The organism is Streptomyces sp. 8N616 (assembly GCF_052246385.1).
In the GTDB taxonomy this organism is placed as follows: Bacteria; Actinomycetota; Actinomycetes; order Streptomycetales; family Streptomycetaceae; genus Streptomyces.
Window position 1 is genome coordinate 118,115 of sequence record NZ_JBQQBY010000010.1, and the last position, 24,990, is coordinate 143,104.

Sequence of the window (24,990 nt, forward strand, 5' to 3'; positions counted from 1 at the left end):
GGTTCCGGGGCCCGCTGCACGTACGCCTCCGGAGGGCGCGGAGGCCTCCGGATGCGGCGCCGCGGCCGGGCGCCGCGGCCGCAGAGCGGTGCTACGTCCCGCGGCCCGGCGGAGCTAACTCTCCGCGGTGCGGGCGGCCGCGTCGATCGCGGCCAGTGAGCGGCGGACCTGATTGCGGTCGGTCGTGTACCAGAAGTCGGGCATGGAAGCCCGCAGGAAGCTGCCGTAGCGGGCGGTCGCCAGACGGGGGTCGAGGACGGCCACCACACCGCGGTCGCCGGAGGCCCGTACGAGCCGCCCGGCGCCCTGTGCCATCAGCAGCGCCGCATGTGTCGCCGCGACCGCCATGAAGCCATTGCCGCCGCCTTCCTCCACGGCCTTCTGCCGGGCGCTCATCAGCGGGTCGTCGGGCCGGGGGAAGGGGATGCGGTCCATGACGACCAACTGGCAGTTCGCCCCCGGGACATCGACCCCCTGCCACAGCGACAAGGTGCCGAACAGGCAGGTGCGGGCATCACCGGAGAAGGAGCGGATCAGCTCACCCAGGGTCTCCTCGCCCTGCAGCAGGATCGGCAGGTCGAGCCGCCCGCGCAGAGCCTCGGCCGCGGCCTGTGCGCCTCTCATCGACGAGAAGAGGCCGAGGGTGCGCCCGCCCGCGGCCTCCACGAGCTCCGCGAGCTCGTCGAGCATGTCGGTGCGGCTGCCCTCGCGGCCGGGCTGGGCCAGGTGCCGGGCGACGTAGAGGATCCCCTGCTTCCGGTAGTCGAAGGGCGAGCCGACGTCGAGGCCCTTCCAGCGCGGGCTCGTGTCCTCCTCCGCCGCGCGATCGGCCTGCGCGTCTTCGGCTTCCGCGCCATCGGCCCCTGAGCCAGCGGGCTCCGGGCCGCCGGGCTCCGGGCGGGCCCGCTCCGCGCCACCCGGCCTGCCGGGCGCTGCCTCGGGCGGCAGCCCCAGCGAGGCCGCCACACCATTGAAGTCGCCGCCGAGCTTCAGAGTCGCCGAGGTCAGCACCACCGCGCGATCGGTGAAGAGCTTCTCGCGCAGCAACCCGGACACCGAAAGGGGCGCGACCCGCAGCGATGCCCCGAAGCGGTCGTGCCGCTCGTACCAGACGACGTCGTACTCTGAGCCGGCCACGATCCGCTCCGCCACCCCGTGGACGTTCTCGATCGAGGCGAGGGCCTGTTTGCGCACCGAGTCCTCGTCCTGCATCGACTTGTCACGGGTGTTTCCGAGGGCCGTGATCACCGTGCGGGACGCGTCCCGGAGGGCCATCAGGGCGTATGCGAGGTCTTCGGGGATCTCCTCGAGACGGCCCGGCAGGACCAGCTCCATCAGCCGCTCGAAGCTCTCGGCCGCGGTCTGCAGGGCGTCCGCCGCCTTCTCGTTGACCAGCTTGGCGGCCCGGCGGACGGCGCGGTTGACCGATCCCGGGGTGAGCTCCCCGGTGGCGACGCCCGTGACCCTGGAGACCAGTTCGTGGGCCTCATCGATGACCAGCACTTCATGGCTGGGCAGCACGGGAGCGCCCTCGATGGCGTCGATCGCGAGCAGCGCATGGTTGGTGACCACGACCTCGGCGAGTTTCGCCCGCTCGCGGGCGGCCTCGGCGAAGCACTCCGCGCCGTACGCGCACTTCGACGCGCCCAGGCACTCGCGGGAGGACACGGACACCTGGGCCCAGGCCCGGTCCGAGACGCCCGGCGTGAGGTCGTCCCGGTCACCGGTCTCCGTCTCGTCGGCCCAGTCGCGCATCCGCAGCAGGTCCTTGCCGAGCCTGCTGGTCGGCGCCGCGGACTCGAACACGTCGAAGAGCCCGTCCTCCTCGTCCTGCGGCGCGCCCTCGTGCAGACGGTGCAGGCACAGGTAGTTCGAGCGCCCCTTGAGCATGGCGAACTCGGGGCGGCGGCGGAGCAACGGATGCAGCGCCTCGACCGTACGCGGCAGGTCCCGCTCGACGAGCTGGCGCTGCAGCGCCAGGGTCGCGGTGGCCACGACCACGCGCTCGCCATGCGCGAGCGCCGGCACCAGATAACCGAGTGACTTGCCGGTGCCGGTGCCCGCCTGGACCAGCAGATGGGAGTCGTCGTCGATCGCCTCGGCGACGGCTTCGGCCATAGTGACCTGGCCGGGGCGCTCGGTGCCGCCGACGGCGGTGACGGCGGCGTGCAGCAGGTCGGGAAGGGAGGGCTTCGTCATAGCGCAACCACCCTACGTGGCCGCACTGACATCGCCGTCCGTCACAGCTGGTTGAGGGGGTTGGGGACAGTGCCGTGCACGGCCGCATGCGGCCGCTCGGGCCGGTCGCGGTAGCCATCCAGGTACAGCCGGTTGCGGTTCAGACACAGCCGCTCGATGCGCGGGGTGAGCAGGTCGAAGGTGTCATACCGGTCCTTGAGCTCCGGGAAGCGCGCGTGGTGGACGAGGATCTCGTCCCGTACGAGCGACCAGAACTGGTCCTCGGCCACCCCCAGGTGCTGCGCGCAGAGTGGTGCGAGATAACGGAAGACGCCGACGAAGAGGCCGGAGTGGATGAACTGGGTGAGGAAGGCGGGCGGCTCCGTGAGCAGCACGGTGCGTACGTCCTCGGGCATGGCGGCGTGCTCGGGAAGCCGTTCGGCGCTGACGTTCACATCGTCCACGAAGTCCTTCATCGCCAGGCGGACCGGCACGTCCTGGTCGTCGAAGACGACGATGGCGTTCTCGCCGTGCGGCGAGAAGACCGTGCCGTACCGGTAGAGGAAGTGCAGCAGCGGCGGCAGCAGGGCGGCGAAGAGACGGCGCAGCCAGACGGCCGGCGCGAGCCCGGAGCGGCGGACGAGCTCGGCCGTGAAGGAGCCGCCGCGCGAGTCGGTGAGGAGGAGGGCGGCGAGGGTGCGCGCCCGCTCACCGGAGTCGAGCTGGGGGGCGAGGGGCTCGCGCCAAATGCAGCCGAGGAGCTCGCGGTACTGGTACGGGACGCCGGGCAGCCTGTCGTACAGCGGGTGCTCGACGGTGATGGAGGCTGTCTCGCCGAGCAGGACGACCCGGGTCTCGTCGCGGAGGAACGGGTCGGCGTCGCGCAGGGCGTGTACCCAGCCGGTGACGGCGGGCGCGGCCCGCGTGCGCTCGGTGGGCAGCCCGCGCCACACCAGGGTGTTGAGGATGGAGAGCGGCAGTTTGACGGTGCGGGCGCGGGGGCGGCTGGTGTTGAGGAAGGTGCGAATGGATTGCTGGGGCAGCCGGAAATCCTCGTCCTCCGGGAGCTGGATGATCGTTCCTTCAACGATCTGGGGCGCGAAGAGCTGGGCGATGTTCTCGTCCCACTGCCAGGGGTGGACGGGCAGCCAGAGGTAGTCGGCGGGGTCGCGGTGGTGCTCGGCGACCGTGCGGGCGAAGGCCGCCCGGGTTTCGGACGAGAGCTCTTCGGCGTACAGCCGGTCGGGGGTCGCGAGTGCCGGGACGCCCTGGTACTGGGCGGCATCTCGGTGTACGGCGAGCCAGGGAAGACGCTGGGGAGCGCGGGCCTCCGGGGCCCAGCGGGCCGCGTCCCTCGCGGAGAAGCCGATCCGGCCCTTGTTGACCACGATCCAGGGGTGACCGGTCTGGTGGCCTTCGAGGTCGGCGTAGCCGAGATCGGCGAGGTCTGTGACGCTCGCCGCCGCGGTGTCGAGCCGGGTGTCGGCGGCGAGCGTGGCGGTGAGCTCCCGGATGAGGTGGCCCGTCGTGTCGCCGGTCAGGCCGAGGACGGTGTCGTGGGCCAGGGCGACGAACTGCAGGGGATCCGCGGACGGGGTGATGGAGTCGGGGTCGACGCACCAGTGTCCGTAAGCGCCTCGGCGAGCGCGGAAGCGGTAGGTGGTGGAGTCGGTCACGGGGAGCCGGTAAGCCAGCGGATCGGCGCCGTCCGGCTCCGGCCTGATCACCTCCTCGTACGCGAACTCGGCGAGCATCTTCGCGAGCAGGCGGCGGGCTGCCCGGTGCCAGGTGTCCTGACGGTGCTGGGGTGGTGACGGCTGCAAGGTCTGGACTCCTCGGACGGGAACGGGAACGGGCCGAGCGGTGTACAGAAAGCAGTGGAGCAATCAGCGGGCCGCAGCGGCCCGGATCACAGGAGGTGGCGGTGAGCACGGTCGCGGATCATCAGCGCTGCTCGTTTCTCGGGGAGTTCGAGCTCGGCGTGGAAGCGGAACCCGGCGCCGAGGAAGGCGGCCACGGAGGGGGTGTTGCGGATGTCGGGTTCCGCGATCACCCGGGTACAGGAGGGGCGGTTGTCGAGAACGAGGTCGGAGACTGTGCGGAGAAGGACGGTGCCGAAGCCGCGGCCGCGGTCGGCGACGGCGCCGATGAGGAGGTGGAGTCCGGTGTCATGGGGCCGTGCCGCATAGTGGCGGGCGATGGGGTCGAGGTCGGCGCGATAGACCTCCCAGTAGCTCATGGGGGTGCCGTTGAGGACGCCCAGGCAGGGCACACTCCGGCCGTCGCCCTCGAGTTGGGCACGTAGGTGGGCGCCGGCGATGTCGTCGGGGCCTGCGAGGCCCCAGAAGGCAGCGACGGCGGGGTCGTTCATCCAGCGGGAGACGAGCGGCAGATCGCGGTCGATGCTGACGGGAACCAGCTGGAAGACGTCTGAGCGGCCGGTGGCCGGCCCCCATTCGGCGACGGAGTCCAGCAGGTCCGGGCCGGTCCATGGGGAAGGTGGTCCCGGATGGGCGCGGGGTGGGACGTCCGCGCGTGCCAGGACAGCGCGTTCCTCGGCGATCAATGCGGTGAGTTCGTCCGGCAGGTGCAGGTCGAGGGTGTCGTCGGTGCTGGAGCTGGTGCTCCGGTCGGTACGGGATTCTGCGGACGGCACGGCGACGCTCTCCTCTCGTGAGCCTCGTATGTCTCGTGAGCCTCATGGATCTCTGGACCTCCTCGGTTCCCACGGGTCTCTGTGTCACGCCGCGGATGCGACAAGGGGGTTGGGGATGGTGACGTAGACGGACTGGGTGTCGACCGGGCCGACCAGCTCATCTAGTCCGTGCAGGCGGGTGAGGAGGTTCGCCTTGCAGCGGAGGGTGGTGGATTCGAGCAGGAGGCCGGGCAGCGGTGAGCCGGTTCCGTTGGGGCCCGCGGCGGCGGCCACGCCGAGGAAGCGGCGGAAGGCAGCGAGCAGGAGGCTCTCGTCTGCGAGCCGTTGGGAGCCGAAGGCTCCGACCAGGCCGAGCACGTTGTTGATGCCGAGGTAATAGGCGAAGCGTTCGTCGGTGACCTCGTCGGAGACGAAGGTGTCGCTCTCGGTTCCGATTCCGGGCAACCTCCGGTCGAGTGCCTCCCGGTGGGACTGGCGGAAGTAGTAGCCCTGGTTGTCGCGGTAGCGACCGCCGACGGGCCAACCGTCGGCGTCCAGAAGGACGAGCGTGTTCTGCTGGTGCGCCTCGAGCGCGACGCCCGCTGCGCCGTCGAGCCACAGGACGGGCCGGACCACGGCCTCGAGGTAGCGCAGGAACCACTCGGCGGACACGGCGGCGGCCGGGCGGCCTGTCGTGGCAGCGAGCCGGGTCACGAGGTCGGCGAGGCGGGACCGCATCACCGGGACGCCGGAGGATTCGGCTCCTGGCCAGGGGCGCGGCGAGGTGAGCGCGGCGATGCACACGGCGTCGTCGCCGGAGCCGAAAGGGTTGTGCCGGATCACGGTGTCCAGGCCGGGCAGCGGCTGCCCGTCCGGTGCGCAGACGGCGATCCAGGCCGGGTCCCTGACGATGTCGAAGCAGGGGTGGGCGCTCTTCCACTGCTCGCCGAGGCCGGAGCGCAGCAGACGGTGGACCTCGACGCCGCGCTGGAGTTCCTTGCGGAGGTTCTCGCGGCGGGAGTTGGTGATGCGCAGCCCGAGGGAGAGCTTGAGCATGGCGGTGGCACCGGGCCGGTGCACCGTTCGTACAGAGGAGGTGGGATGCCAGGGCTCGCCGTGGGGCCCCAGGTCGTGCAGCAGCCCGGCATCGAGGAGTTCGGCGACGGCTGGGCGCTGCCGGAGATCGCGGGCCTGCCAGGGGTGGAGGGGCAACGGCACCGTGCCCTCGGGCAGTTGCAGATCGCCGCCCGCAAGGTTCGTGATGAGCTGCTCAGCGGTCACGGGGCGGCCGCCTTCGGTCCAGGCGGAGTCGCCGGCGAGTACGGTCCGGTCGACCGCCATCCAGTGCAGAGGGAAGGAACCGCGCAGCTCGGGTGAGTAGGCGCGGGATTCGGCATCGGAGAGCCCTTCGCGGCTCTTGGGAGTGGGGTGGAGTGGATGGCCGAGGACCAGGGACTGCTCGGCGTCGAGGAAGAGATCACCGCTGAGCCGCATGGCGGGCCGGTTCCGCCGGTCGGCGATGAACTGGGCGGTGCGGTGTACGGAGTCGGCGACGCGGCTGACGAGATCGGCCGTGTCCACGCCGGGGGTGATCGGGCCGCGCGCGCTCGTGCTGCTCGGGGCGCCGTGCGCCGCCTCCCGGGCGAGCAGGGCCGCCACGGTGACAGCTTCGGCGGCCGGGGCACCCGCCGAGCCGTTCTCCAGGACCGGGGCCCCGAACCGGTGCCACCCGGTGGCCGACCAGTAGCGGACGGGGACCAGCAGCGCGGTGCCGGTGGCGTCGAGGGGGATGCGCAGGCTGCCACCGTCCGGGGGCGGCGTGGAGTTCTCCCGCGTCCAGCAGCGCAGCAGGTTCTCCACGGCCGCCGCATCGGCCGCGACGCGCGGATCGGGGTGGTCCAGCGGATCCTTGGTGACGCGGTGCACACCGGCGGGGCCGGCCTGGCGCGGCACGGTGTGTTCAACGGTGGACGCTGCGGTCTTGGGGCCCGTGCGTGGATTCATCGTTTCGTCGGCGCGCTGGTCCAGGCGCTGCGGCCGTGGCGGAGGCGCCTTCCTCCTTCATCTGGGGGCAGGGGGCAGGACGCATGCGACGTCGCGCGGGTATCCGCATCCCGGTTCCGGCGGAGAGCTGCTGGATGGCGAACAGCTTGCGTGTTCCGGCGCCCCACCGGCGCTTCGTCACCGCGCGCTGTCCCGGGACGGCCGAGTCAGGCTCACCCCTGTGCTCCTGCGTCCGCTGCGCCTCACGCCGGTCCTTGCCGCGGTGGCGATGGCGTCGCTCAGCCGGTCGAGGACGGCTGTCGCCTGCTCGTCGGTGATCGTCAGCGGCGGCATGAGCCGGACGACGCTGGAGTGGCGACCGCCGAGTTCGACGATCAGGCCTCGCCGCAGGCACTCCTGCTGGACGGCGGCGGCGAGTCCGGGCGCGGCCGGGAGTCCCCTGCCGCTCGTGACGTCGTCCGCTGCGCCCGTGCCCTCGGGGTCGACGAGTTCCACACCGATCAGGAGCCCGCGACCGCGTACGTCCCCCATGCACGGCTGCTGTTCCGCGAAGTCGCGCAGTTGCCTCAGCATCCGGCCCCCGAGTTCCGCGGCCCGCTCGGCGAGCCGGTTCTCACGTACGTACGCCAGGGTGGCGGCCCCCGCGGCCATGGCGAGTTGATTGCCCCGGAAGGTCCCGGCGTGCGCGCCCGGCTGCCAGGTGTCGAGATCGTCGCGGTAGACCACGACGGCAAGCGGGAGACTGCCGCCGACGGCCTTGGACAGCACCATCACATCCGGCACGATCCCGCTGTGCTCGACGGCCCAAAAAGCGCCGGTCCGTCCGACGCCCGTCTGTACTTCGTCCGCGATGAGCGGAATACCGCGCGTGGCGGTGAGGTCGCGCATCCGGCGCAGCCAGCCGTCCGGTGCCGGGATGACCCCGCCCTCGCCCTGGACCGGTTCGAGGATCATTCCGCCCGGAGGCTGCACCCCGCTCTCCGGGTCGTCGAGCAGGTTCTCCGTCCAGCGCGCGGACATCTCCGCGCCGCGCTCGCCGCCGATCCCGAATGGGCAGCGGTAGTCATACGGATACGGCAGGCGCGTCACCCGCGCGTCCTGCGCGCCCCCGGATGCTTCGAGCGCCCCCGCGGTCATGCCGGGATAGGCCCCGGCGAATGCGAGCACCCCGCTATGCCCGGTCGCGGTGCGTACGAGCTTGAGGGCGGCCTGCACCGCGTCGGTGCCGGTAGGGCCGCAGAACTGCATCCGTGCCCGGTCGGCGAGTTGGCGTGGCAGGGTCCGGAACAGTTCGGTGGTGAAGTCGTCCTTGACGGGTGTCGCCAGGTCCAGGACGTGCAGTGGAGCACCGGAGTCGAGCACGGACCGGATGGCCTCGAGCACCACCGGGTGGTTGTGCCCCAGCGCCAACGACCCTGCTCCGGAAAGGCAGTCCAGATAGCGTCGGCCATCGGCGCCCTCGATCGTCAGTCCGCGTGCCCGGACCGGCACGATGGGCAGCGAGCGCGCATACGTGCGCGCCGCGGACTCGCGCAGCGACTGCCGCCGCAGGATGCCCTCGTGAGCCGCTTCGACCGGAAGGACGGGTGACGCCACCGGCGGTGGCTGGGTCACGGCCACGTTTCGTCAATCCTCCTGCTGGACGTGCTGAACGCTGATCCGCTGTCCCCCGTACGTACCAACGACGCCGAGAGCAGCGGATCACGGGCACGCGCAAGATCCTTGACGGCGGGAGGCGATGGGGAACCACGGACCCGCTCGCTGCCGTCCCCTACGGCACCCGGCATAGTGGGGGTCCTGCGCCCTTCGTCGGCGTGCATGACAAGTCCATCGCAGGTTCGAAGAGACCCAGGGGGAGTTCCGCCCATGCCATCGATACGCCCGCCCGTCTCCCGCCGCCCCGGGTGGAGGGCGCTGCGCCCCCGTGGGGCCGGATCGGCCTTCGCTGCGGTCGCGCTGACGGCTGTCCTGGCGGTGACCGCGACCGCGTGCGGTCCGACGGAGGACGACGCGAACCCGAATCCCGGCGTATCTGCGGGCGGGCAGGGCGACAGGGACATATCCCTGCCCGACCTCGACGAACGCCTCAAGGAACTGGGCATCGACGTGGACAAGTGGAAGAACGGGGAGTGGAAGGACTGGAACAGGGACGACTGGCTGCGCGAGGCCGGGGACTTCGTCAACCCGATCATCGAGGACCTGTGGAAGCCCGAGCGTATGGGGGAGGCGGAGGAGCCGCAGAAGACGGTTCCCGAGGACGTCTCCGGTGATCAGGGCGTCACCGACCCGGAGCCGCAGCCTGTCCAGGCCAAGGGAGTCGAGACCCCGTATCACGAGAACGCCGCCCCGGTGGGGAAGGTCTTCTTCGACGGCCCGAAGGGCTCGATGGTCTGCTCCGCCACTGTGGTGAAGGACCCGGCGAACCCGGGCAAGTCCAACCTCGTCTGGACGGCGGGCCACTGCGTCCACGCGGGCAAGGACGGCGGCTGGTTCCGCAACATCGCATTCGTCCCGTCCTTCAACGACAACGGCGTGCCGGACAGCCAGTTGAAGAACACTCCGCGCGAGGAGCTCATGCCCTACGGCGTCTACTGGGCCAACTGGGCGTCCACCTCGAAGCAGTGGATCTCCGAGGGCTCGGCAACCGGGGGCAACGGCGCCCCGTACGACTACGCCGTGCTGCATGTGAAGCCGGAGAAGGGCAGCGGGGGCAAGTCGCTCGAGGAGACCGTCGGCGCCGCGCTGCCGGTCGACTTCAACGCCCCTGCGGTCAACAGCATCGAGAGCATGGGGGCCTGGGGCTACCCAGCGGCGCCGCCGTACGACGGCGCCAAGATGTTCTCGTGCGTCGACAAGCCCGGTCGGCTGTCGCTGTCCTCTTCGCAGCCCACGATGTACCGCATCGGCTGCACCATGACCGGCGGCTCGTCCGGCGGCGGCTGGTTCGCCAATGGCTCCGACGGCAAGCCCGCCCTGGTGTCCAATACCTCCATCGGCCCGGTCACGGCCACATGGCTGGCAGGCCCGCACCTGGGACCTGAGGCGAAGGGCATGTTCGACGAGGTCAGCCGGAAGTTCGCCGGGGAATAGCCAGCCGGGCGGCGCCCCGCTCCCTCCGCAACGGCAGAGGCCACGCGGCGACGGAGAGGCCCGCTTCCACCGACCTCAGATCGGTGGGAGCGGGCCTCAACTCGTACCAGAGCCGCGCCTGGTGGCGAGGCGGCGGCCGTATGCCGGGCGACCTGGATGGCGGGGCGGTCAGCGCCGTCCAGCCAGGGCGTAGGGCTGCAGTTCGGCCGCAAGTTCCTCGTGGACCCGCGCCTTCAGCAGGGTGCCTTCCGGGGTGTGCTCCTCGGAGATCACCTCACCGTCGGCGTGCGCCCGCGAGACGAGCTTCCCGTGCGTGTACGGCACGAGCACCTCGACCTCGATCCGCGGCCTCGGCAGCTGAGCGTCGATCAGCCCCCGCAGCACGTCGATGCCCCGCCCTGTACGGGCCGACACCGCGATCGCATGCTTCTCCATGCGCAGCAGCCGCTGCAGGACGAGCGGATCGGTCGTGTCCGCCTTGTTGATCACCACGATCTCGGGCACGTCGACCGCGCCGACGTCGCGGATCACCTCGCGTACGGCCGCCAGCTGCTCCTCCGGGTCAGGGTGCGAGCCGTCCACCACATGCAGGATCAGATCGGCGTCACCGACCTCCTCCATGGTGGAGCGGAACGCCTCGACCAGGTGGTGCGGCAGGTGCCGGACGAATCCGACCGTGTCGGCGAGGGTGTAGAGCCGCCCGCTGGGCGTCTCGGCCCGTCGCACCGTCGGGTCGAGGGTGGCGAACAGCGCGTTCTCCACCAGCACACCCGCGCCCGTCAGGCGGTTGAGCAGCGAGGACTTTCCCGCGTTGGTGTATCCGGCGATGGCGACCGAGGGGACCTTGTTCCGCCGGCGCTCCTGCCGCTTGACGTCGCGGCCGGTCTTCATCTCCGCGATCTCCCGGCGCATCTTCGCCATCTTCTCGCGGATCCGCCGCCGGTCCGTCTCGATCTTGGTCTCACCGGGACCACGGGTGGCCATGCCGCCGCCCGAGGAACCGGAGGAGCCACCGCCACCCATCTGCCGGGACAGCGACTGACCCCAGCCGCGCAGCCGCGGCAGCATGTACTGCATCTGCGCCAGCGAGACCTGCGCCTTGCCCTCTCGGGACTTGGCATGCTGGGCGAAGATGTCGAGGATCAGGGCGGTCCGGTCGACCACCTTGACCTTGACGACATCCTCGAGGTGGATGAGCTGGCCGGGGGTGAGCTCACCGTCGCACACGACGGTGTCGGCCCCGGTCTCGAGCACGATGTCGCGCAGCTCCTGGGCCTTGCCCGAGCCGATGTACGTGGCCGGGTCGGGCTTGTCGCGGCGCTGGATCACGCCCTCCAGGACCAGCGCGCCCGCGGTCTCGGCGAGCGCGGCAAGCTCCGCGAGGGAGTTGTCCGCGTCCTGCGCCGTGCCGGACGTCCAGACGCCGACCAGCACCACGCGCTCCAGGCGCAGCTGCCGGTACTCGACCTCGGTGACGTCCTCGAGCTCGGTGGAAAGGCCGGCGACCCGGCGCAGCGCCGCGCGGTCGGAACGATCGAACTGATCGCCGTCGCGCTCCCCGTCGATCTCGTGGCTCCAGGCGACGTCCTCTTCCATCAGGGCGTCGGCCCGAAGGCTTGCCGAGAAGCGCTGGGCGTCCTGGGAAGGGGAAGAAGAGGAGGTCATTTGATCCTTACGTCGATGGGAACCCTCGTCGGGAACAACGCCGGGAAAGCCCGGACGATTCCCGGGACCGGCTTTGTAGCTGCCGACACGGAAATGGTCGCACGGCGCGCCGGGGCCGTCACGCGGGTTTCCCCGGCGGGCCCGCCGCTCCGGCCTTACGACCCGCCCGCCCCGGGCCTTACGACCCCGCTCACCCCGGCTTCACGCACCGGCCTCATCACACCGCCTCACGACCCCGCCTTACAGCCCGCTCTGCCGCTCGGCCTCACGACCCCGCCTTACAGCCCGCCCTGCCACTCGGCCTCACCGCCCGGCCTTGCGGCCCGCGCGGCCCGCCCGGCCCGCCTGGTGCGGGGCAGGCGAGGCGTCCCGCGCGACCGCCCGGTCGGCCTTCCAGTCCGGGTGTCCCGGCATCGGCGGCGTTGTGGCCCCGTACAGCCATGACCGCAGGAAGGCCGATTGGTCCTGCCCCGTGACGCGGGAGGCCAGCGCGATGAAGTCCGCCGTCGAGCCGTTCCCGTGGCGGTGCCGCGCGACCCAGGCGCGCTCCAGCCGGTCGAAGGCCGCCGCGCCGATCCGCTGCCGGAGCGCATAGAGGACCAGGGCGCCTCCGTCGTAGACGACGGGACGGAAGATGCTGATCTTCTTGCCGGGGTCGGGCGGCTGCGGAGCGGCCGGCGGGCCGCCCGCGGTCCGCCAGCCGTCGGACTTGCCGTATGCCAGACGCATCCGCTCGGTCAGCGACACACTGCCCGTCGCGTGCGCGTAGAGGGCCTCGTACCACGTGGCGTGCCCTTCGCTGAGCCATAGATCGGACCACCGCGCGGGGCTCACGCTGTTGCCGAACCACTGGTGGGCCAGCTCGTGGACCATGACCGACTCGACGTACGGCGCGGGGAAACGCGGATCCGTGAACAGCCCGCGCTCGAAGAGCGAGAGGGTCTGGGTCTCCAGCTCGAAGCCGGTCTGGGCGTCGGCGATCAGCAGCCCGTACGTCTCGAAGGGATACGGTCCGACCTTCCGCTCCATCCAGGAGATCTGCCCGGGCGTCTTGGCCAGCCAGGGCTCCAGGCGCTCGCGGTGCACGGCGGGCACCACGTCCCGTACGGGCAAGCCGTGCGGTCCACTGCGCCGCAGCACCGCGGACCGGCCGATGGAGACCTGCGCCAGCTCGGTGGCCATGGGATGCGCGGTGCGGTAGACCCAGGTCGTGGTCCGCCCGCCCTGCTCCCGGGAGAGCGGCAGCCCGCCCGCGACGACGGTGAGGTCCTTCGGCGCGATGACGCGGAAGGTGAAGCGGGCCTTGTCGGCGGGGTGGTCGTTGCACGGGAAGACGCGGTGCGCGGCATCCGGCTGGCTCGCCATCGCCAGGCCGTCCCGGGTGCGCACCCAGCCGCCGTCGGCTCCGGTGCCGGGATCGCTGGTGTGCGCGACGTTGACGCGGAGCGGGGCGCCGGCCGAGAGCGGATCGGCCGGGGTGACGGCCAGGTCCTCTCCGACGCTGCGGAAGCGGGCGGGCTTGCCGTTGACCTCCACGGACCGGACCCTGCCGCGCGCGAAGTCGAGATTGAAGCCGTCGAGCGGGGCCGTGGTGCGGGCGTCGATGGACGTGATGGCCTGCAGCGGCCTTCTGTTGCTGCCGGAGTAGTCGAAGGCGATGTCGTATTCCAGGACGTCGTAGCCGGGGTTCCCCAGGTGCGGGTACAGCCGGTCGCCGATCCCCAGCGGGGCCGGTGCCGGGATCCCGGCCGCGACGAGGGTGGCCATGGTGGCGGCGGCGAAGGCCGCCCTGCGTGCCCTGCGGCGCGGGGGTCGGATCATGCAATACGGCTATCAGCGCGGCGCGGAACTCCGGCGGAGCCGCGCGCCGTACGCACCCGAAAGGGCGCTTCCGGGCTTCCGGGCGGTCCTCGTGGTCAGTCAGGCGTTCGTCCGCGGCACGGCGGTGACGGGACGCTGACCGCGGGTCACGTCGTACACCCCCGGCACCTTCAGCATCGCGCGCATCAGGGCGGGCAGCCGCGCAGCGTCCGGGAGCTGGAGCGTGTACGTATGGCGGACGCGCTGTTCGCGGGGCGGTTCCACCGCGGCGGCGAGGATCGCGGCCCCTTCGAGCGCGATGGCCTCGGTGAGGTCGGCGAGCAGGTGCGGCCGGCCGAAGGCCTCGGCGAGGAGCGTCACGCGACAGTCGCCGGTGGTGCCGTCGCCCCGCCCGCGCCAGTGGACCCCCACCGGGTGACGCCCGGCCACTTGCATCCGGGCGACCGCGGGGCACTGCGCGCGGTGCACGGTGACGGCGCCGCCGCGAACGGCGAATCCGGTGACCGCGTCGGGGGGTACGGGGGTGCAGCAGCGCGCGAGCCGCACGGTCGCGCCGGGCAGGTCGGCGACGGCGGCGAGCGCCGCCGCGTGGCCCGGCACCCGCCCGGCCGCCACCGCCTCGGTGTCCCCCTGCTCCTGCCCTTGCCCTTGCCCTTGTCGTTGCCCGCGCTCCTCCTCTTGCTCCTGCTGTGCAGGAGACCCGGTGTCGGCGGGGGCTTTGGAGGCCTCCGGGTGAGCGGTCAGCCAGCGCGTGATGGCGATACGGGCCGCGGGCGTACGCGCGTACTCCAGCCACTCGGGGGACGGCCCCGCGGCCGCGTCCTGGGCCATGAGGAGCTGCAGCGTGTCGCCGTCGGCGAGCACGGTGGCCAGGGTGGCGAGCCGGCCGTTGACGCGCGCGCCGATGCACATGTGCGCGGCCTCGCCGTGCAGCGCGTAGGCGGCGTCCACACAACTGGCGCCCGCCGGGAGCCCGAACGTGCCGCCGTCGGCCCGGAAGACCGTGATCTCCCGGTCCTGGGCGAGGTCATCGCGCAGCGAGGTCCAGAAGGTGTCGGGGTCGGGGGCCGACTGCTGCCAGGCGAGCAGCCGGGACAGCCAGCCGGGGCGCGTGGGGTCGGCGCGCTCGCCCTCGGTGGATGCCTCGCGGCCCGCCCCGCCGCCTGCGGCGGGTTCAGACCCTGGGGCCCCCTCCGGCCCCTCGGTGCCCTCCGCGCCCTCCGCGCCCTCCGCGCCACCCGTGCCGCCTGTGCCCTCGCCGCCCTCCGTGCCGTCCGCAGCCGAGGCGTACGGATTGCCGAGCGCGATCACGCCCGCCTCCGCCACCCGGTGCATCTGGTGCGTACGGATGAGGACTTCGGCGACGTCGCCGCCCGGCCGGGAGGCGACCGCGGTGTGCAGGGACTGGTAGAGGTTGAACTTCGGGACGGCGATGAAATCCTTGAACTCGGAGATGACCGGGGTGAAGCAGGTGTGCAGTTCGCCGAGCACCGCGTAGCAGTCGGCGTCCTCCGCGACCAGCACCAGGAGCCGCCCGAAGTCGGTGCCGCCCAGCGCGCCGCGTTTCAGGCGCACCCGGTGGACTGACACCAAGTGCCGCGGCCTGACCTCGACTTCGGCGCCGATGCCCGCATCGCGCAGTACGGAGCGCACCTCCTCCGCGATCGCGGGCAGCGGATCCGGGCGGCCCGCCCGGTCGAGGACGAGATCGCGGGTGCGCTCGTACTCGTCGGGGTGGAGGACGGCGAAGACCAGGTCCTCGAGCTCGGTCTTGAGCGCCTGTACGCCGAGCCGCTCGGCCAGCGGAATCAGCACGTCCAGCGTCACTCTGGCGATCCTGGCCTGCTTCTCCGGGCGCATCACGCCCAGAGTCCGCATGTTGTGCAGCCGGTCGGCCAGCTTGATGGACATCACGCGCACGTCGTTGCCCGTCGCGACGAGCATCTTGCGGAAGGTCTCGGGCTCGGCGGCGGCGCCGTAGTCGACCTTCTCCAGCTTGGTGACGCCGTCGACGAGGTAGCCGACCTCCTCGCCGAACTCCTCCCGTACCTGATCGAGCGTCACGTCGGTGTCCTCGACGGTGTCGTGGAGCAGGGAGGCGGTCAGGGTGGTCGTCTCGGCGCCGAGTTCGGCGAGGATCAGCGTGACCGCCAGGGGATGGGTGATGTACGGCTCGCCGCTCTTGCGCAACTGGCCGCGGTGCGAGGACTCCGCGAGGACGTACGCCCGGCGCAGGGGGTCGAGGTCGGCACCGGGGTGGTGCGCCCGGTGCACCTTCGCCACATGGTCGATCGCGTCCGGCAGGCGGTCCCGGGGCGCAGGCCCGAGCAGCGCTGCGCGCCCGAGTCTGCGCAGTTCGATATGAGGGCGGCCGCGCCTGCGGGCGGGAGGACCTGGATTGGTGGCCTCTGCGCTCATGGGCACCTCCGGCGGCATCGGCCGGCGGGGCTCGGTCACCCGGGCCGGTGCCCGACACCCGGCCGGTGCTTGATGCTACCGACCCCATCACGCACGGCCGACCGGCTCTCGCTCAGAGTGAACCGGATCACCCATTCGAGCGAGGATTCAGGCAGAAGCGATTGCGAGCCCGTCGAGGTCGATCAGGCCCTCGGCCACGATCACGGCGGGGCCTGTCATCTCGATGCGGCCGTCGGGGTGTTCGGAGATCACCAGGCGCCCGCCGGGGACGTCGACGGTGTACATGGCCGGGCGGCCGGTCACGGCCGGGTCGGCCCCGTCGCGGCGTGCGGCGGCGACCATGACGGCGCATGCTCCCGTTCCGCAGGAACGGGTCTCGCCCGAGCCGCGCTCGTGAACACGCATCGCCACGTGGGCCGGACCGCGGGCGACGACGAACTCGACGTTCGTGCCCTCCGGGTAGGCGGAGGCGGGCTGTACGGGCGGCGGGCTCAGCAGGTCGCCCGCCTCGGCCAGGTCCTCGACGAAGGCGACGGCGTGCGGGTTGCCCATGCTGACGTTACGGGCGGGCCAACTGCGGTCCCCTACGGAGACGGTGACCTCGCCCTCCGGGAGGAACGCCTTGCCCATGCCCACCGTGATGTCGCCGCCCGCGCTGTCCTTGGCGATGTGCACCTGCCGCACCCCGGCGCGGGTGGCGATCGCCAGGTCGCCCTCGCCGACCAGGCCCGCGCGCTGCAGATAGCGCGCGAAGACGCGGACGCCGTTGCCGCACATCTCGGCGATGCTGCCGTCGCCGTTGCGGTAGTCCATGAACCACTCGGCTTCCGCGGCCATCCCGGCGGCCTCGGGGTGCGCGGCGGACCGTACGACGTGCAGCAGCCCGTCCCCGCCGATCCCGGCCCGCCGGTCGCAGAGCCGCGCCACGGCGGCCGCCGGGAGGTCCAGGGCGTTGTCGGGGTCGGGAATGATCACGAAGTCGTTCTCGGTGCCGTGACCCTTGAGGAAGGGAATCTGCGCGGTGCTCACACCCCGATCCTACGGGTCCGCTCGCCACGGCGGCCGCTCCGCGTCGAGGGAGCCGGTGCCGCGAAAGGCGGCGCACGCTCCCCATCGAGGCAGCGGGCACCGCTCAACGGAGAATGCGCCCGACGGCAACAAGCACGAGCCCGCCCGCCACACGGCCACCCGCGTCGAGAGAGCGGACGTCGCTGAACGGCGGCTGCGCCCGACGCCTGGAAACGCGAGCCCGCCCGCCACGGCGGCCGCTCCCCCTCGAGAGAGCCGGTGCCGCGCAACGGCGAGCGCGCCCGACGGCAAGAAGCACGGAACCCCCGCTACGACGGCCACCCCGCGTCGAGAGAGCGGGCATCGCTCAACGGCGGCGGCGCCGACCGCAAGAAGCACGGAACCCGCCACAACGGCCACCCCGCGTCCAGGCAGCGGGCATCCCTGGACGGCGAATGCGCTCGACGACAACACGGATGTCGCCGCGACGGCCGCTCCCCGTCGAGAGAGCCCGTGCCGCTGAGCGGCGGACCGCGCTGGGCGGCACGGAGCAGTGCAGCCCCGCGTCGAGGGAGCCGGTGTCGCTGAGCGGCGGGGGCGTTCGGCGGCAATGAGCAGTGTCGGTCCGCGGCGGGGAGCTGGTGGCGCTCGACCTCTTGTGCTTCGTGGCGGGCGCCGTGCTTCGCCGTCGCGTGGGGCGGTCCGCTGTCAGCGGAGGCGGGCCACTCGCCAGATGGCGAGGGCGGCGATCGTCAGGACCACCAGGACGTAGAGGGCGACGACTCGCCAGTCCGGGCGCGTGCCGGAGCCGTGGGGCGGCAGGCCCGGCCAGGTGAGGCCGACGCGGCGGCCGGCCATCATGCCCCAGCCCGCGGCGCAGCTGCTGATCAGCAGGCCGAGCATCGCCACGACCGCGCCGCCGTCGCCGAATTCGAAGGCGAGCGGGAAGGCGAACATCAACGAACCCGCGGCCGCGAGGCCGACGATCGGAGCGATCTGCCAGATCCGCAGCCGCCGCGGCGGGCGCAGCTCCCGGAAGGACTCGCCGCCGGTCTCACTCTCCGGACCGTCCGGTGTCAACTCGTCCGAATCCTCCTCCTGCGGCGGATACGGCTTGTCACGAGGGCCGGCCTCCATCGCCACACGCCCTCCCAGCTCAGACATCACGGCTCGATCGAAGGTCGATGATGGCACGCCGTTCGAGGCCCGGACGGCGGCCGGAGCGTCCCGATGCCATCACGTGATCAGGCTGTGACCGCCCGTTCGACCAACGTCAACGCCCGTCCCAGAAGTTCCGGCCGCCGGTCCGCGGCGCCGCTGAGCCAGTGCACCCGGGGATCCCTGCGGAACCACGAGTCCTGGCGGCGCGCGAAGCGCTTGGTGGCGCGTACGGTCTCGGCTCGCGCCTCCTCCTCGCTGCACTCCCCGGCCAGGAAGGCGAGCACCTGCTGGTAGCCGAGCGCGCGCGAGGCCGTACGCCCCTCCCGCAGGCCGACGGTCTCCAGGGACCGCACCTCGTCGACGAGGCCCGCCTCCCACATGCGGTCCACCCGCAGCGCGATCCGCTCGTCGAGTTCGGGCCGTTCGACGTCCACGCCGATCTGCACGGTGTCGTAGACAGCGTGGTGCCCGGGGAGGTTGGCGGTGAAGGGGCGGCCGGTGATCTCGATGACCTCCAGCGCGCGTACGATGCGCCGCCCGTTGCTGGGCAGGATGGCGCGGCCCGCCTCCGGGTCCTCGGCCGCGAGCCGGGCGTGCAGGACCCCGGAGCCGTGCGATGCCAACTCGGCCTCCAGGCGCGCGCGTACGTCCGGATCGGTACCGGGGAACTCCAGCGCGTCGATGGCCCCGCGCACGTAGAGACCCGAGCCGCCCACCAGGACCGGGGTGCGCCCCGCGGCCAGCAGGCGGTCGATCTCCGCCCGGGCGACCCGCTGGTACTCGGCGACGCTCGCGGTCTCCGTCACATCCCAGATGTCCAGGAGGTGGTGCGGCACGCCCTGGCGTTCCGCGGGCGTGAGTTTGGCGGTGCCGATGTCCATGCCCCGGTACAGCTGCATCGAGTCGGCGTTGACGATCTCTCCGTCCAGGTGCTGGGCGAGAGCCACACCGAGATCGGACTTTCCGGCTGCGGTGGGCCCGACGACGGCGATGACCCGGGACACGGGCGCGGTGCTTCTCACTGGCACAGTCTCGCAAACCTCGAGGCGTCTCCTCGAACGAGTGACGTGACGGCCCCGGCCGGGGGTCGTTGCCTGTTGCGAGGTCCTGCACGCCGGTTTACGAGCCGGTCCGCCGAGCGCCGCAATGGGACGCTCCGGGGGACGCGGGATTTCGCTCGCACGAGTAATCTATGGAGTGGATATGGGCGTGTTTGCAAGGTTTCGCCGTCGTTCGTCCGCCGGGTCAACGGAGGAGGCGGCACAGGCCACTCCGACGGCGGAAACCGCTGAGGCTGCGGTGGAGGAGCCGGCAGGGGACGCGAAGCCGCCCGAGGCGGCAGAAGCTGTCGAGATCCCCAAGCAGCAGTCCGCGGACGAGGCCGCCGACAGCGAGACCGGCGAGGGCGCCAGGAACTAGTCCTTCGACAGGGAAGGTGGCCGGCCCCATGGGGATGATGGACAAGGTCAAGGCCAAGCTCAACCGGGGCAAGGCCGAAGAGGGCGCACGCAAGCACCGTGGCAAGATCGACAAGGGGGTGGACACGGCGGCGTCCACGAGCGACGAGAAGACCCAAGGCAAGTACAGCAGCCAGATCGACACCGGCAGGGACAAGGCCAAGGAGTCCCCTGACCGCAAGCAGCAGAAGGACGAGGGCACCGGCACCTGACCATCGAGAGGCTCGATACCGAGTACGGAGTACGGCCGCGAAGTGCATCGCTTCGCGGCCGTCCGCGCGTACGGGCACAGGACGCGCGTCAGGGCGTCCGCGGCCGGTGCGGCAGCGGCCTCTTCGTCTCCTACGACGTCTACGACCAGGTCGCGACGAAGTAGCCGACCCCGTACGGGGCGTCGTCGTAGAGGAGCCTGCCCTCGAGACCGGCGCCCTCCCCAGCGCCCGCGAGCACCTGCCAGACGCCACGGCCCGCGGCCTGCACCTCGTACGCCAGCTCCTCGTCGAGCGCCAGCAGGGCCGCGGTGTCGGCAGCGCCCAGCGCTCGTGCGGCCTCGGCGTCGAAACCGGCGGCCCGCTCGTCGAGGTAGCCGGGCGCCTTGAGGGTCCGGCAGGCGCTGCCGTCCCCCATCACCAGGAGGGCGAGCCGCTCGGCGCCGGCCGCCACGCCCCGGCCCGCTTCGGCGCAGCGGTCGGCGGTGAGCTGCTCGCCGACTCCGAGGCCCTCGACGGGGGCGGCGGCCCACTGCGTACGCTCCAGCAGCCAGGCGGCGACGGCGAGGGAGGGCGGCAGCTCGCGCTCGCCGTGGGGTGCGCCCGGGGCCGCGCCGGATGAATCCTCGCCTGCGCCGAGGCGGACCTCCAGGTCGACTCCGAAGCCACGGAACGAGCCGCTCGCGGCCTGGGGATACGGGCCGCGCCCGGGCTCGTCGGCGGGACCGACGACGAGGAGGCGGTCGGGGCGGGCGGCTGCGAGCACGGCGAGGGCGTCCGAGCAGGCGGCGCGGAGGGCGTCGAGCTCGGAGGCGGCGCCGGCGGCCACCTCGGGGACGAGCAGGGGCGGCGAGGGACATACGGCGGCTGCGGCAAGCATGTCCCGCACCCTAACGCTCGCCGCTCGGGCCGCTCCGCGCGTCGGGCCGCTGACCGACGCGGGCGGTGGCGGCCCGGCCTCCCACCGGGTACGAACGGTCACTCGCCCAGGCGGCTGTTGATTCCTCCTGAACCAACGGCTGCGTCTACGGGCGCCCCTCGCGCAGCACGCGCGCGTGAGGCGTTCAGCAGAAGGCCCTGCCGCGCAGCCCGCCCCCCAGGGCGTGCCCTCAGTCGCAGCCGCAGGCCGAGGCGGGGGCCGGGGCTGGTGCCGGGGCGCCGATCGTGGGCAGGCCGAGCATGACGCCGCTCGGGGCAGGCGGGGCAGCGTTGCGGCGCTCCCAGGCGTCGCCCGCGCTCGTACGGCGGACGCCCTTCGCGGGGCCCTCCGCCAGCAGGTGGTGGGGCGCCGCGTAGGTGATCCCGACCTCGACGACATCGCCCGGTCGCACCGGCTCTTCGGGACGGGTGAAGTGAACGAGGCGGTTGTCGGGAGCGCGGCCGGAGAGACGGTGCGTGGCGTCGTCCTTGCGGCCCTCGCCCTCGGCGACCAGGACCTCGACCGTGCGGCCGACCTGCTTCTTGTTCTCGGCCCAGGAGATCTCCTCCTGGAGGGCGACGAGACGCTCGTAGCGCGTCTGCACGACCTCCTTCGGGATCTGCCCGTCCATCTCCGCCGCGGGAGTCCCGGGGCGCTTGGAGTACTGGAAGGTGAAGGCCTGCGCGAAGCGCGCCTCCCGAACCACGTGCATGGTCTCCTCGAAGTCCTCCTCGGTCTCGCCGGGGAAGCCCACGATGATGTCCGTCGAGATGGCGGCGTCCGGCATCGCGGCCCGTACCTTCTCGATGATGCCGAGGTAACGGTCCTGGCGGTACGAGCGGCGCATCGCCTTCAGGACGGCGTTCGAGCCGGACTGCAGGGGCATGTGCAGCTGCGGCATGACGTTCCGCGTCTCGGCCATCGCCGCGATCACGTCGTCCGTGAAGTCGCGCGGATGCGGCGAGGTGAAGCGGACCCGCTCGAGCCCGTCAATGCGGCCGCAGGCGCGCAGCAGCTTCGAGAAGGCCTCGCGGTCGCCGATGTCCGAGCCGTACGCGTTGACGTTCTGGCCGAGCAGCGTGATCTCGGTGACGCCCTCGCCGACCAGGGCCTCCACCTCGGCGAGGATGTCGCCGGGCCGCCGGTCCTTCTCCTTGCCGCGGAGCGCCGGGACGATGCAGAAGGTGCAGGTGTTGTTGCAGCCGACCGAGATGGAGACCCAGGCGGCGTACGCGGACTCGCGCCGGGTCGGCAGCGTGGACGGGAAGGCCTCGAGGGACTCGGCGATCTCGACCTGCGCCTCCTGCTGGACGCGGGCGCGCTCGAGCAGCACGGGCAGCTTGCCGATGTTGTGGGTGCCGAAGACGACGTCGACCCAGGGGGCCTTCTTGACGATGGTGTCGCGGTCCTTCTGCGCAAGGCAGCCGCCGACGGCGATCTGCATGCCGGGCCGCCTCGCCTTGATCGGGGCGAGTCGGCCGAGGTTGCCGTAGAGCCGGTTGTCCGCGTTCTCCCGCACCGCGCAGGTGTTGAAGACGACGATGTCGGCCTCGCCCTCGCCGGTGCCCTCGGGCGCCCGGACGTAACCGGCGTCCTCCAGCAGGCCGGAGAGCCGCTCGGAGTCGTGGACGTTCATCTGGCACCCGTAGGTGCGGATTTCGTAGCTTCGGGTGAGGGCGTCCTGCGCGGTCATGCAACCAGGGTAGGCGGTGCCGGAGGTACCTCCCGACCCCGGAGCCTCGCCACAGGGCCCGGGTCCGGAGCCATCGCTCTCCGGATCTCGCTCCGCCGGAGGCTCCGCCCCCTGTCCGCGCCGATCGGGCTGCCTCATGAGCGACTCCTTGCGGAACTCCCTGCGGAACTCCCTGAGCAACTCGGCGAAAAACCTATCCCACATTCCAACCAGTCGGTATTGTGCGCGGGCCGGGTCACTCGTGGAACGGGAGGGACCCACAGCGCGACGTTGTTCCGGCCGACCCCGGCCGGAACAACCCGACCGCGCACACGCGGCACTCCCGGACCACCGCCTCCGGCCCCCCACGCACCGCACTTTCACGCTGCACGCAGGAGCCGAGCCGTACGGAGGGCCGGGCGATGACGCACTACGGGGACAACTGGTACCCCCAGGAACCACCACCACGGTGGCCGACCGAACCACCAGCGCCCTGGCCGTCCGGAACACCACCCTGGCCGACCCAACCACCACCCTGGCCGGCCGAACCACCGCCCCCCTGGCCGGCCGAGCCGCCACCACCCTGGCCGGCCGAGCCACCGCTGCAGACCCGCTCGTACCACCCCCCACCGCCGCGCGGCGACGAACTGAGGTCTCTCCGCTCGGCCTACCGTCTGCTCCGCCGGGTCTCGACCCTCACCGCACTCGGCTACTTCGTCATCTACGTGATCCTTTCCTGCTACGCGGAGGACCTGATGAGCACCCGGGTCGCCGGAGAGCTGCCGGTGGGGATCGCCCTGGGGCTGCTCCAGCTCGGGGTGACGTTCGCGGCGGTCCGCTGGTACGAGCACAGCGCACGCCGCTCGGTGGATCCCCGCGCGCTGCGCGTCAGGCAACTGCGCGGCAGGCAGGGCGAGAATGCGGGGGCGGGCAGGTGAACAGCGACTTCGGCTCAGGGACGCAGACCACGGTCCTGCTCATCTTCACGGTGCTGGTCACCGTCACGCTGCTGCTCTGCGTGATGGCGGGACCCGACCGCGACGACCTGGCGAACTTCTACACCGGCTATCGCAGGCTCACTCCGTTCAAGAACGGGCTGGCCATCGCCGGCGACTACATCTCCGCGGCCACCGTGCTGAGCACCACCGGCATCATCGCGCTCGCCGGCTACGACGGCTTCGTCCTGGCGACGAGCACCGGGCTGTCGCTGGTGCTGCTGATGTTCCTGCTCGCCGAACCGCTGCGCAACGCGGGGCAGTACACCATGGGTGACGTCCTGGCCCGCACTATGCCCGGCCCGGCCGTACGCATCGCCGCCGCCGTCATCACTCTCGCCGCGTCCCTGCCGTTCCTGGTCGTCCAGTTGTCCGGGGCCGGGTCGCTGCTCATCTTCATCCTCGACATCCCGCTCGAGGGCGCCAAAACGGCCTGCATCGTCATCGTCGGCACCCTGATGATCGTTTACGCGGGCCTCGGCGGCATGAGGGGAACCGCTCTCGTCCAGATCATCAAGATCGTGCTGCTGCTCGCCGTCAGTGGCTTCGTCGCCGTCCTGGTGCTGAACCGCTTCGACTGGAGCACGGACGCCCTGCTCCAGGCCGCACAGCGGGGCAGCGGGGCAGGCTCCGCATACCTCGAACAGGGCCTGCAACTGGGCCGGTCGACCAGTGCCGAGCTGGACTTCATCAGTCTGCAGTTCACCGTCGTGCTCGGCGTTGGCTGCCTGCCGCACGTCACGATGCGTCTGTACTCCGCGAAGGACGCGCCAGCTGTGCGCCGCTCGATGTCCTGGGCGGTCGGTGCGGTCACCACCTTCTGCCTGCTGGTGATCATCATGGGGGCCGGCGCGGCGGCGCTGGTCGGATCGCGCCTGATCACCCGTGCCGACCCCCATGGCAGGACGTCCGTACTGATGCTCTCCCGGGCGCTCGGGCAGGAGACGTCGGTCAGCGAGACCCTGCTCTACTCGGCTGTGGCCGGGATGGTCTTCATCACCCTGCTGTCGTCCGTGGCGGGAATGACCCTGGCCGCCGCCTCGTCACTCGCCCATGACCTGTATGCGCACGCGATACGGCGCGGGCGGGCGCATCCGCGCACCGAGATGACGGTGGCGGGATGGACCGTCGCCGCCGTGGGCACGATCGCCATCGTGCTCGCCGTGCTGGTGCAGAACTGGAACGTCGCGGTGCTGACCACGCTGGCCGTCTGCATCGGAGCCTCAGCTGTGGCCCCCGCGCTGACGTACTCCCTGTTCTGGAGGGGATTCACGCGCACCGGGCTGCTCGCCACGCTCTACGGCGGGGCGGCGTGCGCACTGGTGCTGATGATCTTCTCCAAGGCCGTTTCGGGCACACCGGATGCGGTCTTCCCCGACACCGACTTCCACTGGTTTCCTTTGCAGTCGACGGGGCTGATCTCCGTTCCCGTGGGCTACCTGGCGGGCTGGCTGGGCAGCCGTCTCGACCGCCGCCGCCGACCCGCCGCCGGCCGCGAGAGCCGGCAGCGCTACGAGGAGAGCGAGGCCCGGCTGCTCGCCGCCGCCGACTGAAAAGCCCGTCGGCGACATCATCCATATTCCCAAACGGTGATGGATGGTTGAATCCCGCTACGTAATCGAGGCTGCACGCGGCAGGTTATCGGTTACGCAATGGACTACTCCACTCCGACAATTGCATTGGCCAGTCAACACGCCCCTGTCCGGGGCCTGGAAGATTCCGGCCACATTATGTGGACCGGTCGGGGCAGGATCGGGT

At 71.7% G+C, this 24,990-nt stretch carries 17 protein-coding genes; 4 read left to right on the forward strand and 13 right to left on the reverse strand.

The features are described 5' to 3' along the window. Positions 1-114: 114 nt before the first annotated feature. From ACTWQC_RS11615 to ACTWQC_RS11635, 5 genes are all read right to left on the reverse strand, one after another. Positions 115-2,199, reverse strand: a complete 2,085-nt coding sequence (locus ACTWQC_RS11615) for an ATP-dependent DNA helicase (RefSeq protein WP_443315537.1) — start codon at positions 2,197-2,199, stop codon at positions 115-117. 41 nt (positions 2,200-2,240) lie between these two features. Next, a complete protein-coding gene (locus tag ACTWQC_RS11620) occupies positions 2,241-4,001 on the reverse strand; it encodes an IucA/IucC family protein (RefSeq protein ID WP_443315538.1) in 1,761 nt (586 codons plus the stop codon). 86 nt (positions 4,002-4,087) lie between these two features. Further along, a complete protein-coding gene (locus ACTWQC_RS11625) occupies positions 4,088-4,834 on the reverse strand; it encodes a GNAT family N-acetyltransferase (protein WP_443315539.1) in 747 nt (248 codons plus the stop codon). Positions 4,835-4,918: 84 nt separating this feature from the next. Continuing rightward, positions 4,919-6,817, reverse strand: a complete 1,899-nt coding sequence (locus ACTWQC_RS11630; RefSeq protein ID WP_443315540.1) for an IucA/IucC family protein — start codon at positions 6,815-6,817, stop codon at positions 4,919-4,921. 177 nt (positions 6,818-6,994) lie between these two features. After that, positions 6,995-8,437: a diaminobutyrate--2-oxoglutarate transaminase family protein gene (locus tag ACTWQC_RS11635; RefSeq protein WP_443315541.1), complete on the reverse strand. Its 1,443-nt coding sequence runs from the start codon at positions 8,435-8,437 to the stop codon at positions 6,995-6,997. A gap of 246 nt (positions 8,438-8,683) precedes the next feature. On the opposite strand from ACTWQC_RS11635, the gene ACTWQC_RS11640 reads away from it, so the two are divergent. Then, a complete protein-coding gene (locus ACTWQC_RS11640; RefSeq protein WP_443315542.1) occupies positions 8,684-9,907 on the forward strand; it encodes a trypsin-like serine peptidase in 1,224 nt (407 codons plus the stop codon). 168 nt (positions 9,908-10,075) lie between these two features. On the opposite strand, the gene hflX is transcribed toward ACTWQC_RS11640, so the two are convergent. The 6 genes from hflX to miaA all read right to left on the reverse strand — a co-directional run bounded on the left by hflX (position 10,076) and on the right by miaA (position 19,002). Beyond that, positions 10,076-11,572: a GTPase HflX gene (hflX, locus tag ACTWQC_RS11645; RefSeq protein WP_443315543.1), complete on the reverse strand. Its 1,497-nt coding sequence runs from the start codon at positions 11,570-11,572 to the stop codon at positions 10,076-10,078. Between the two features lie 303 nt (positions 11,573-11,875). After that, a complete protein-coding gene (locus tag ACTWQC_RS11650; RefSeq protein WP_443315544.1) occupies positions 11,876-13,393 on the reverse strand; it encodes a M1 family metallopeptidase in 1,518 nt (505 codons plus the stop codon). A gap of 99 nt (positions 13,394-13,492) precedes the next feature. Further along, positions 13,493-15,811 carry a RelA/SpoT family protein gene (locus ACTWQC_RS11655; protein ID WP_443315545.1) on the reverse strand — a complete coding sequence of 773 codons (2,319 nt, stop codon included), beginning with the start codon at positions 15,809-15,811 and terminating at the stop codon, positions 13,493-13,495. Between the two features lie 147 nt (positions 15,812-15,958). Continuing rightward, positions 15,959-16,840, reverse strand: coding sequence for a diaminopimelate epimerase (gene dapF, locus ACTWQC_RS11660; RefSeq protein WP_443315546.1), 882 nt, complete (start codon positions 16,838-16,840; stop codon positions 15,959-15,961). Positions 16,841-17,527: 687 nt separating this feature from the next. Beyond that, entirely contained in the window at positions 17,528-17,956 is a 429-nt protein-coding gene (locus ACTWQC_RS11665) for a hypothetical protein (RefSeq protein WP_443315601.1), read from the reverse strand. A gap of 107 nt (positions 17,957-18,063) precedes the next feature. Continuing rightward, on the reverse strand, positions 18,064-19,002 hold the full coding sequence (miaA, locus tag ACTWQC_RS11670; RefSeq protein ID WP_443315547.1) for a tRNA (adenosine(37)-N6)-dimethylallyltransferase MiaA: 939 nt from the start codon (positions 19,000-19,002) through the stop codon (positions 18,064-18,066). Positions 19,003-19,427: 425 nt separating this feature from the next. Here miaA and ACTWQC_RS11675 point away from each other — a divergent pair, with 425 nt between their 5' ends. Beyond that, positions 19,428-19,649, forward strand: a complete 222-nt coding sequence (locus tag ACTWQC_RS11675) for an antitoxin (RefSeq protein WP_443315548.1) — start codon at positions 19,428-19,430, stop codon at positions 19,647-19,649. Positions 19,650-19,788: 139 nt separating this feature from the next. Here the strand turns inward: ACTWQC_RS11675 and ACTWQC_RS11680 are convergent, their stop codons facing one another. Beyond that, positions 19,789-20,526: a class III extradiol dioxygenase subunit B-like domain-containing protein gene (locus ACTWQC_RS11680; RefSeq protein WP_443315549.1), complete on the reverse strand. Its 738-nt coding sequence runs from the start codon at positions 20,524-20,526 to the stop codon at positions 19,789-19,791. A gap of 229 nt (positions 20,527-20,755) precedes the next feature. Next, positions 20,756-22,258, reverse strand: coding sequence for a tRNA (N6-isopentenyl adenosine(37)-C2)-methylthiotransferase MiaB (gene miaB / locus ACTWQC_RS11685; protein WP_443315550.1), 1,503 nt, complete (start codon positions 22,256-22,258; stop codon positions 20,756-20,758). 401 nt (positions 22,259-22,659) lie between these two features. Here miaB and ACTWQC_RS11690 point away from each other — a divergent pair, with 401 nt between their 5' ends. Together ACTWQC_RS11690 and ACTWQC_RS11695 are read left to right on the forward strand one after the other, a co-directional pair. Continuing rightward, entirely contained in the window at positions 22,660-23,175 is a 516-nt protein-coding gene (locus ACTWQC_RS11690) for a DUF485 domain-containing protein (protein ID WP_443315551.1), read from the forward strand. Then, positions 23,172-24,785, forward strand: a complete 1,614-nt coding sequence (locus tag ACTWQC_RS11695) for a sodium/solute symporter (protein ID WP_443315552.1) — start codon at positions 23,172-23,174, stop codon at positions 24,783-24,785. The genes ACTWQC_RS11690 and ACTWQC_RS11695 overlap by 4 nt, the downstream gene beginning before the upstream one ends. Positions 24,786-24,990 lie beyond the last annotated feature (205 nt).

What these genes read in the sequence shown, in the direction of transcription:
- ACTWQC_RS11675 (WP_443315548.1), top strand. Translation starts at nt 19,428, where the DNA reads ATGGGGATGATGGACAAGGTCAAGGCCAAGCTCAACCGGGGCAAGGCC.
- ACTWQC_RS11630 (WP_443315540.1), bottom strand. Translation starts at nt 6,817, where the DNA reads ATGAATCCACGCACGGGCCCCAAGACCGCAGCGTCCACCGTTGAACAC.
- ACTWQC_RS11680 (WP_443315549.1), bottom strand. Translation starts at nt 20,526, where the DNA reads ATGCTTGCCGCAGCCGCCGTATGTCCCTCGCCGCCCCTGCTCGTCCCC.
- ACTWQC_RS11665 (WP_443315601.1), bottom strand. Translation starts at nt 17,956, where the DNA reads ATGGAGGCCGGCCCTCGTGACAAGCCGTATCCGCCGCAGGAGGAGGAT.
- miaB (WP_443315550.1), bottom strand. Translation starts at nt 22,258, where the DNA reads ATGACCGCGCAGGACGCCCTCACCCGAAGCTACGAAATCCGCACCTAC.
- ACTWQC_RS11690 (WP_443315551.1), top strand. Translation starts at nt 22,660, where the DNA reads ATGACGCACTACGGGGACAACTGGTACCCCCAGGAACCACCACCACGG.
- hflX (WP_443315543.1), bottom strand. Translation starts at nt 11,572, where the DNA reads ATGACCTCCTCTTCTTCCCCTTCCCAGGACGCCCAGCGCTTCTCGGCA.
- ACTWQC_RS11650 (WP_443315544.1), bottom strand. Translation starts at nt 13,393, where the DNA reads ATGATCCGACCCCCGCGCCGCAGGGCACGCAGGGCGGCCTTCGCCGCC.
- ACTWQC_RS11640 (WP_443315542.1), top strand. Translation starts at nt 8,684, where the DNA reads ATGCCATCGATACGCCCGCCCGTCTCCCGCCGCCCCGGGTGGAGGGCG.
- ACTWQC_RS11615 (WP_443315537.1), bottom strand. Translation starts at nt 2,199, where the DNA reads ATGACGAAGCCCTCCCTTCCCGACCTGCTGCACGCCGCCGTCACCGCC.
- ACTWQC_RS11655 (WP_443315545.1), bottom strand. Translation starts at nt 15,811, where the DNA reads ATGAGCGCAGAGGCCACCAATCCAGGTCCTCCCGCCCGCAGGCGCGGC.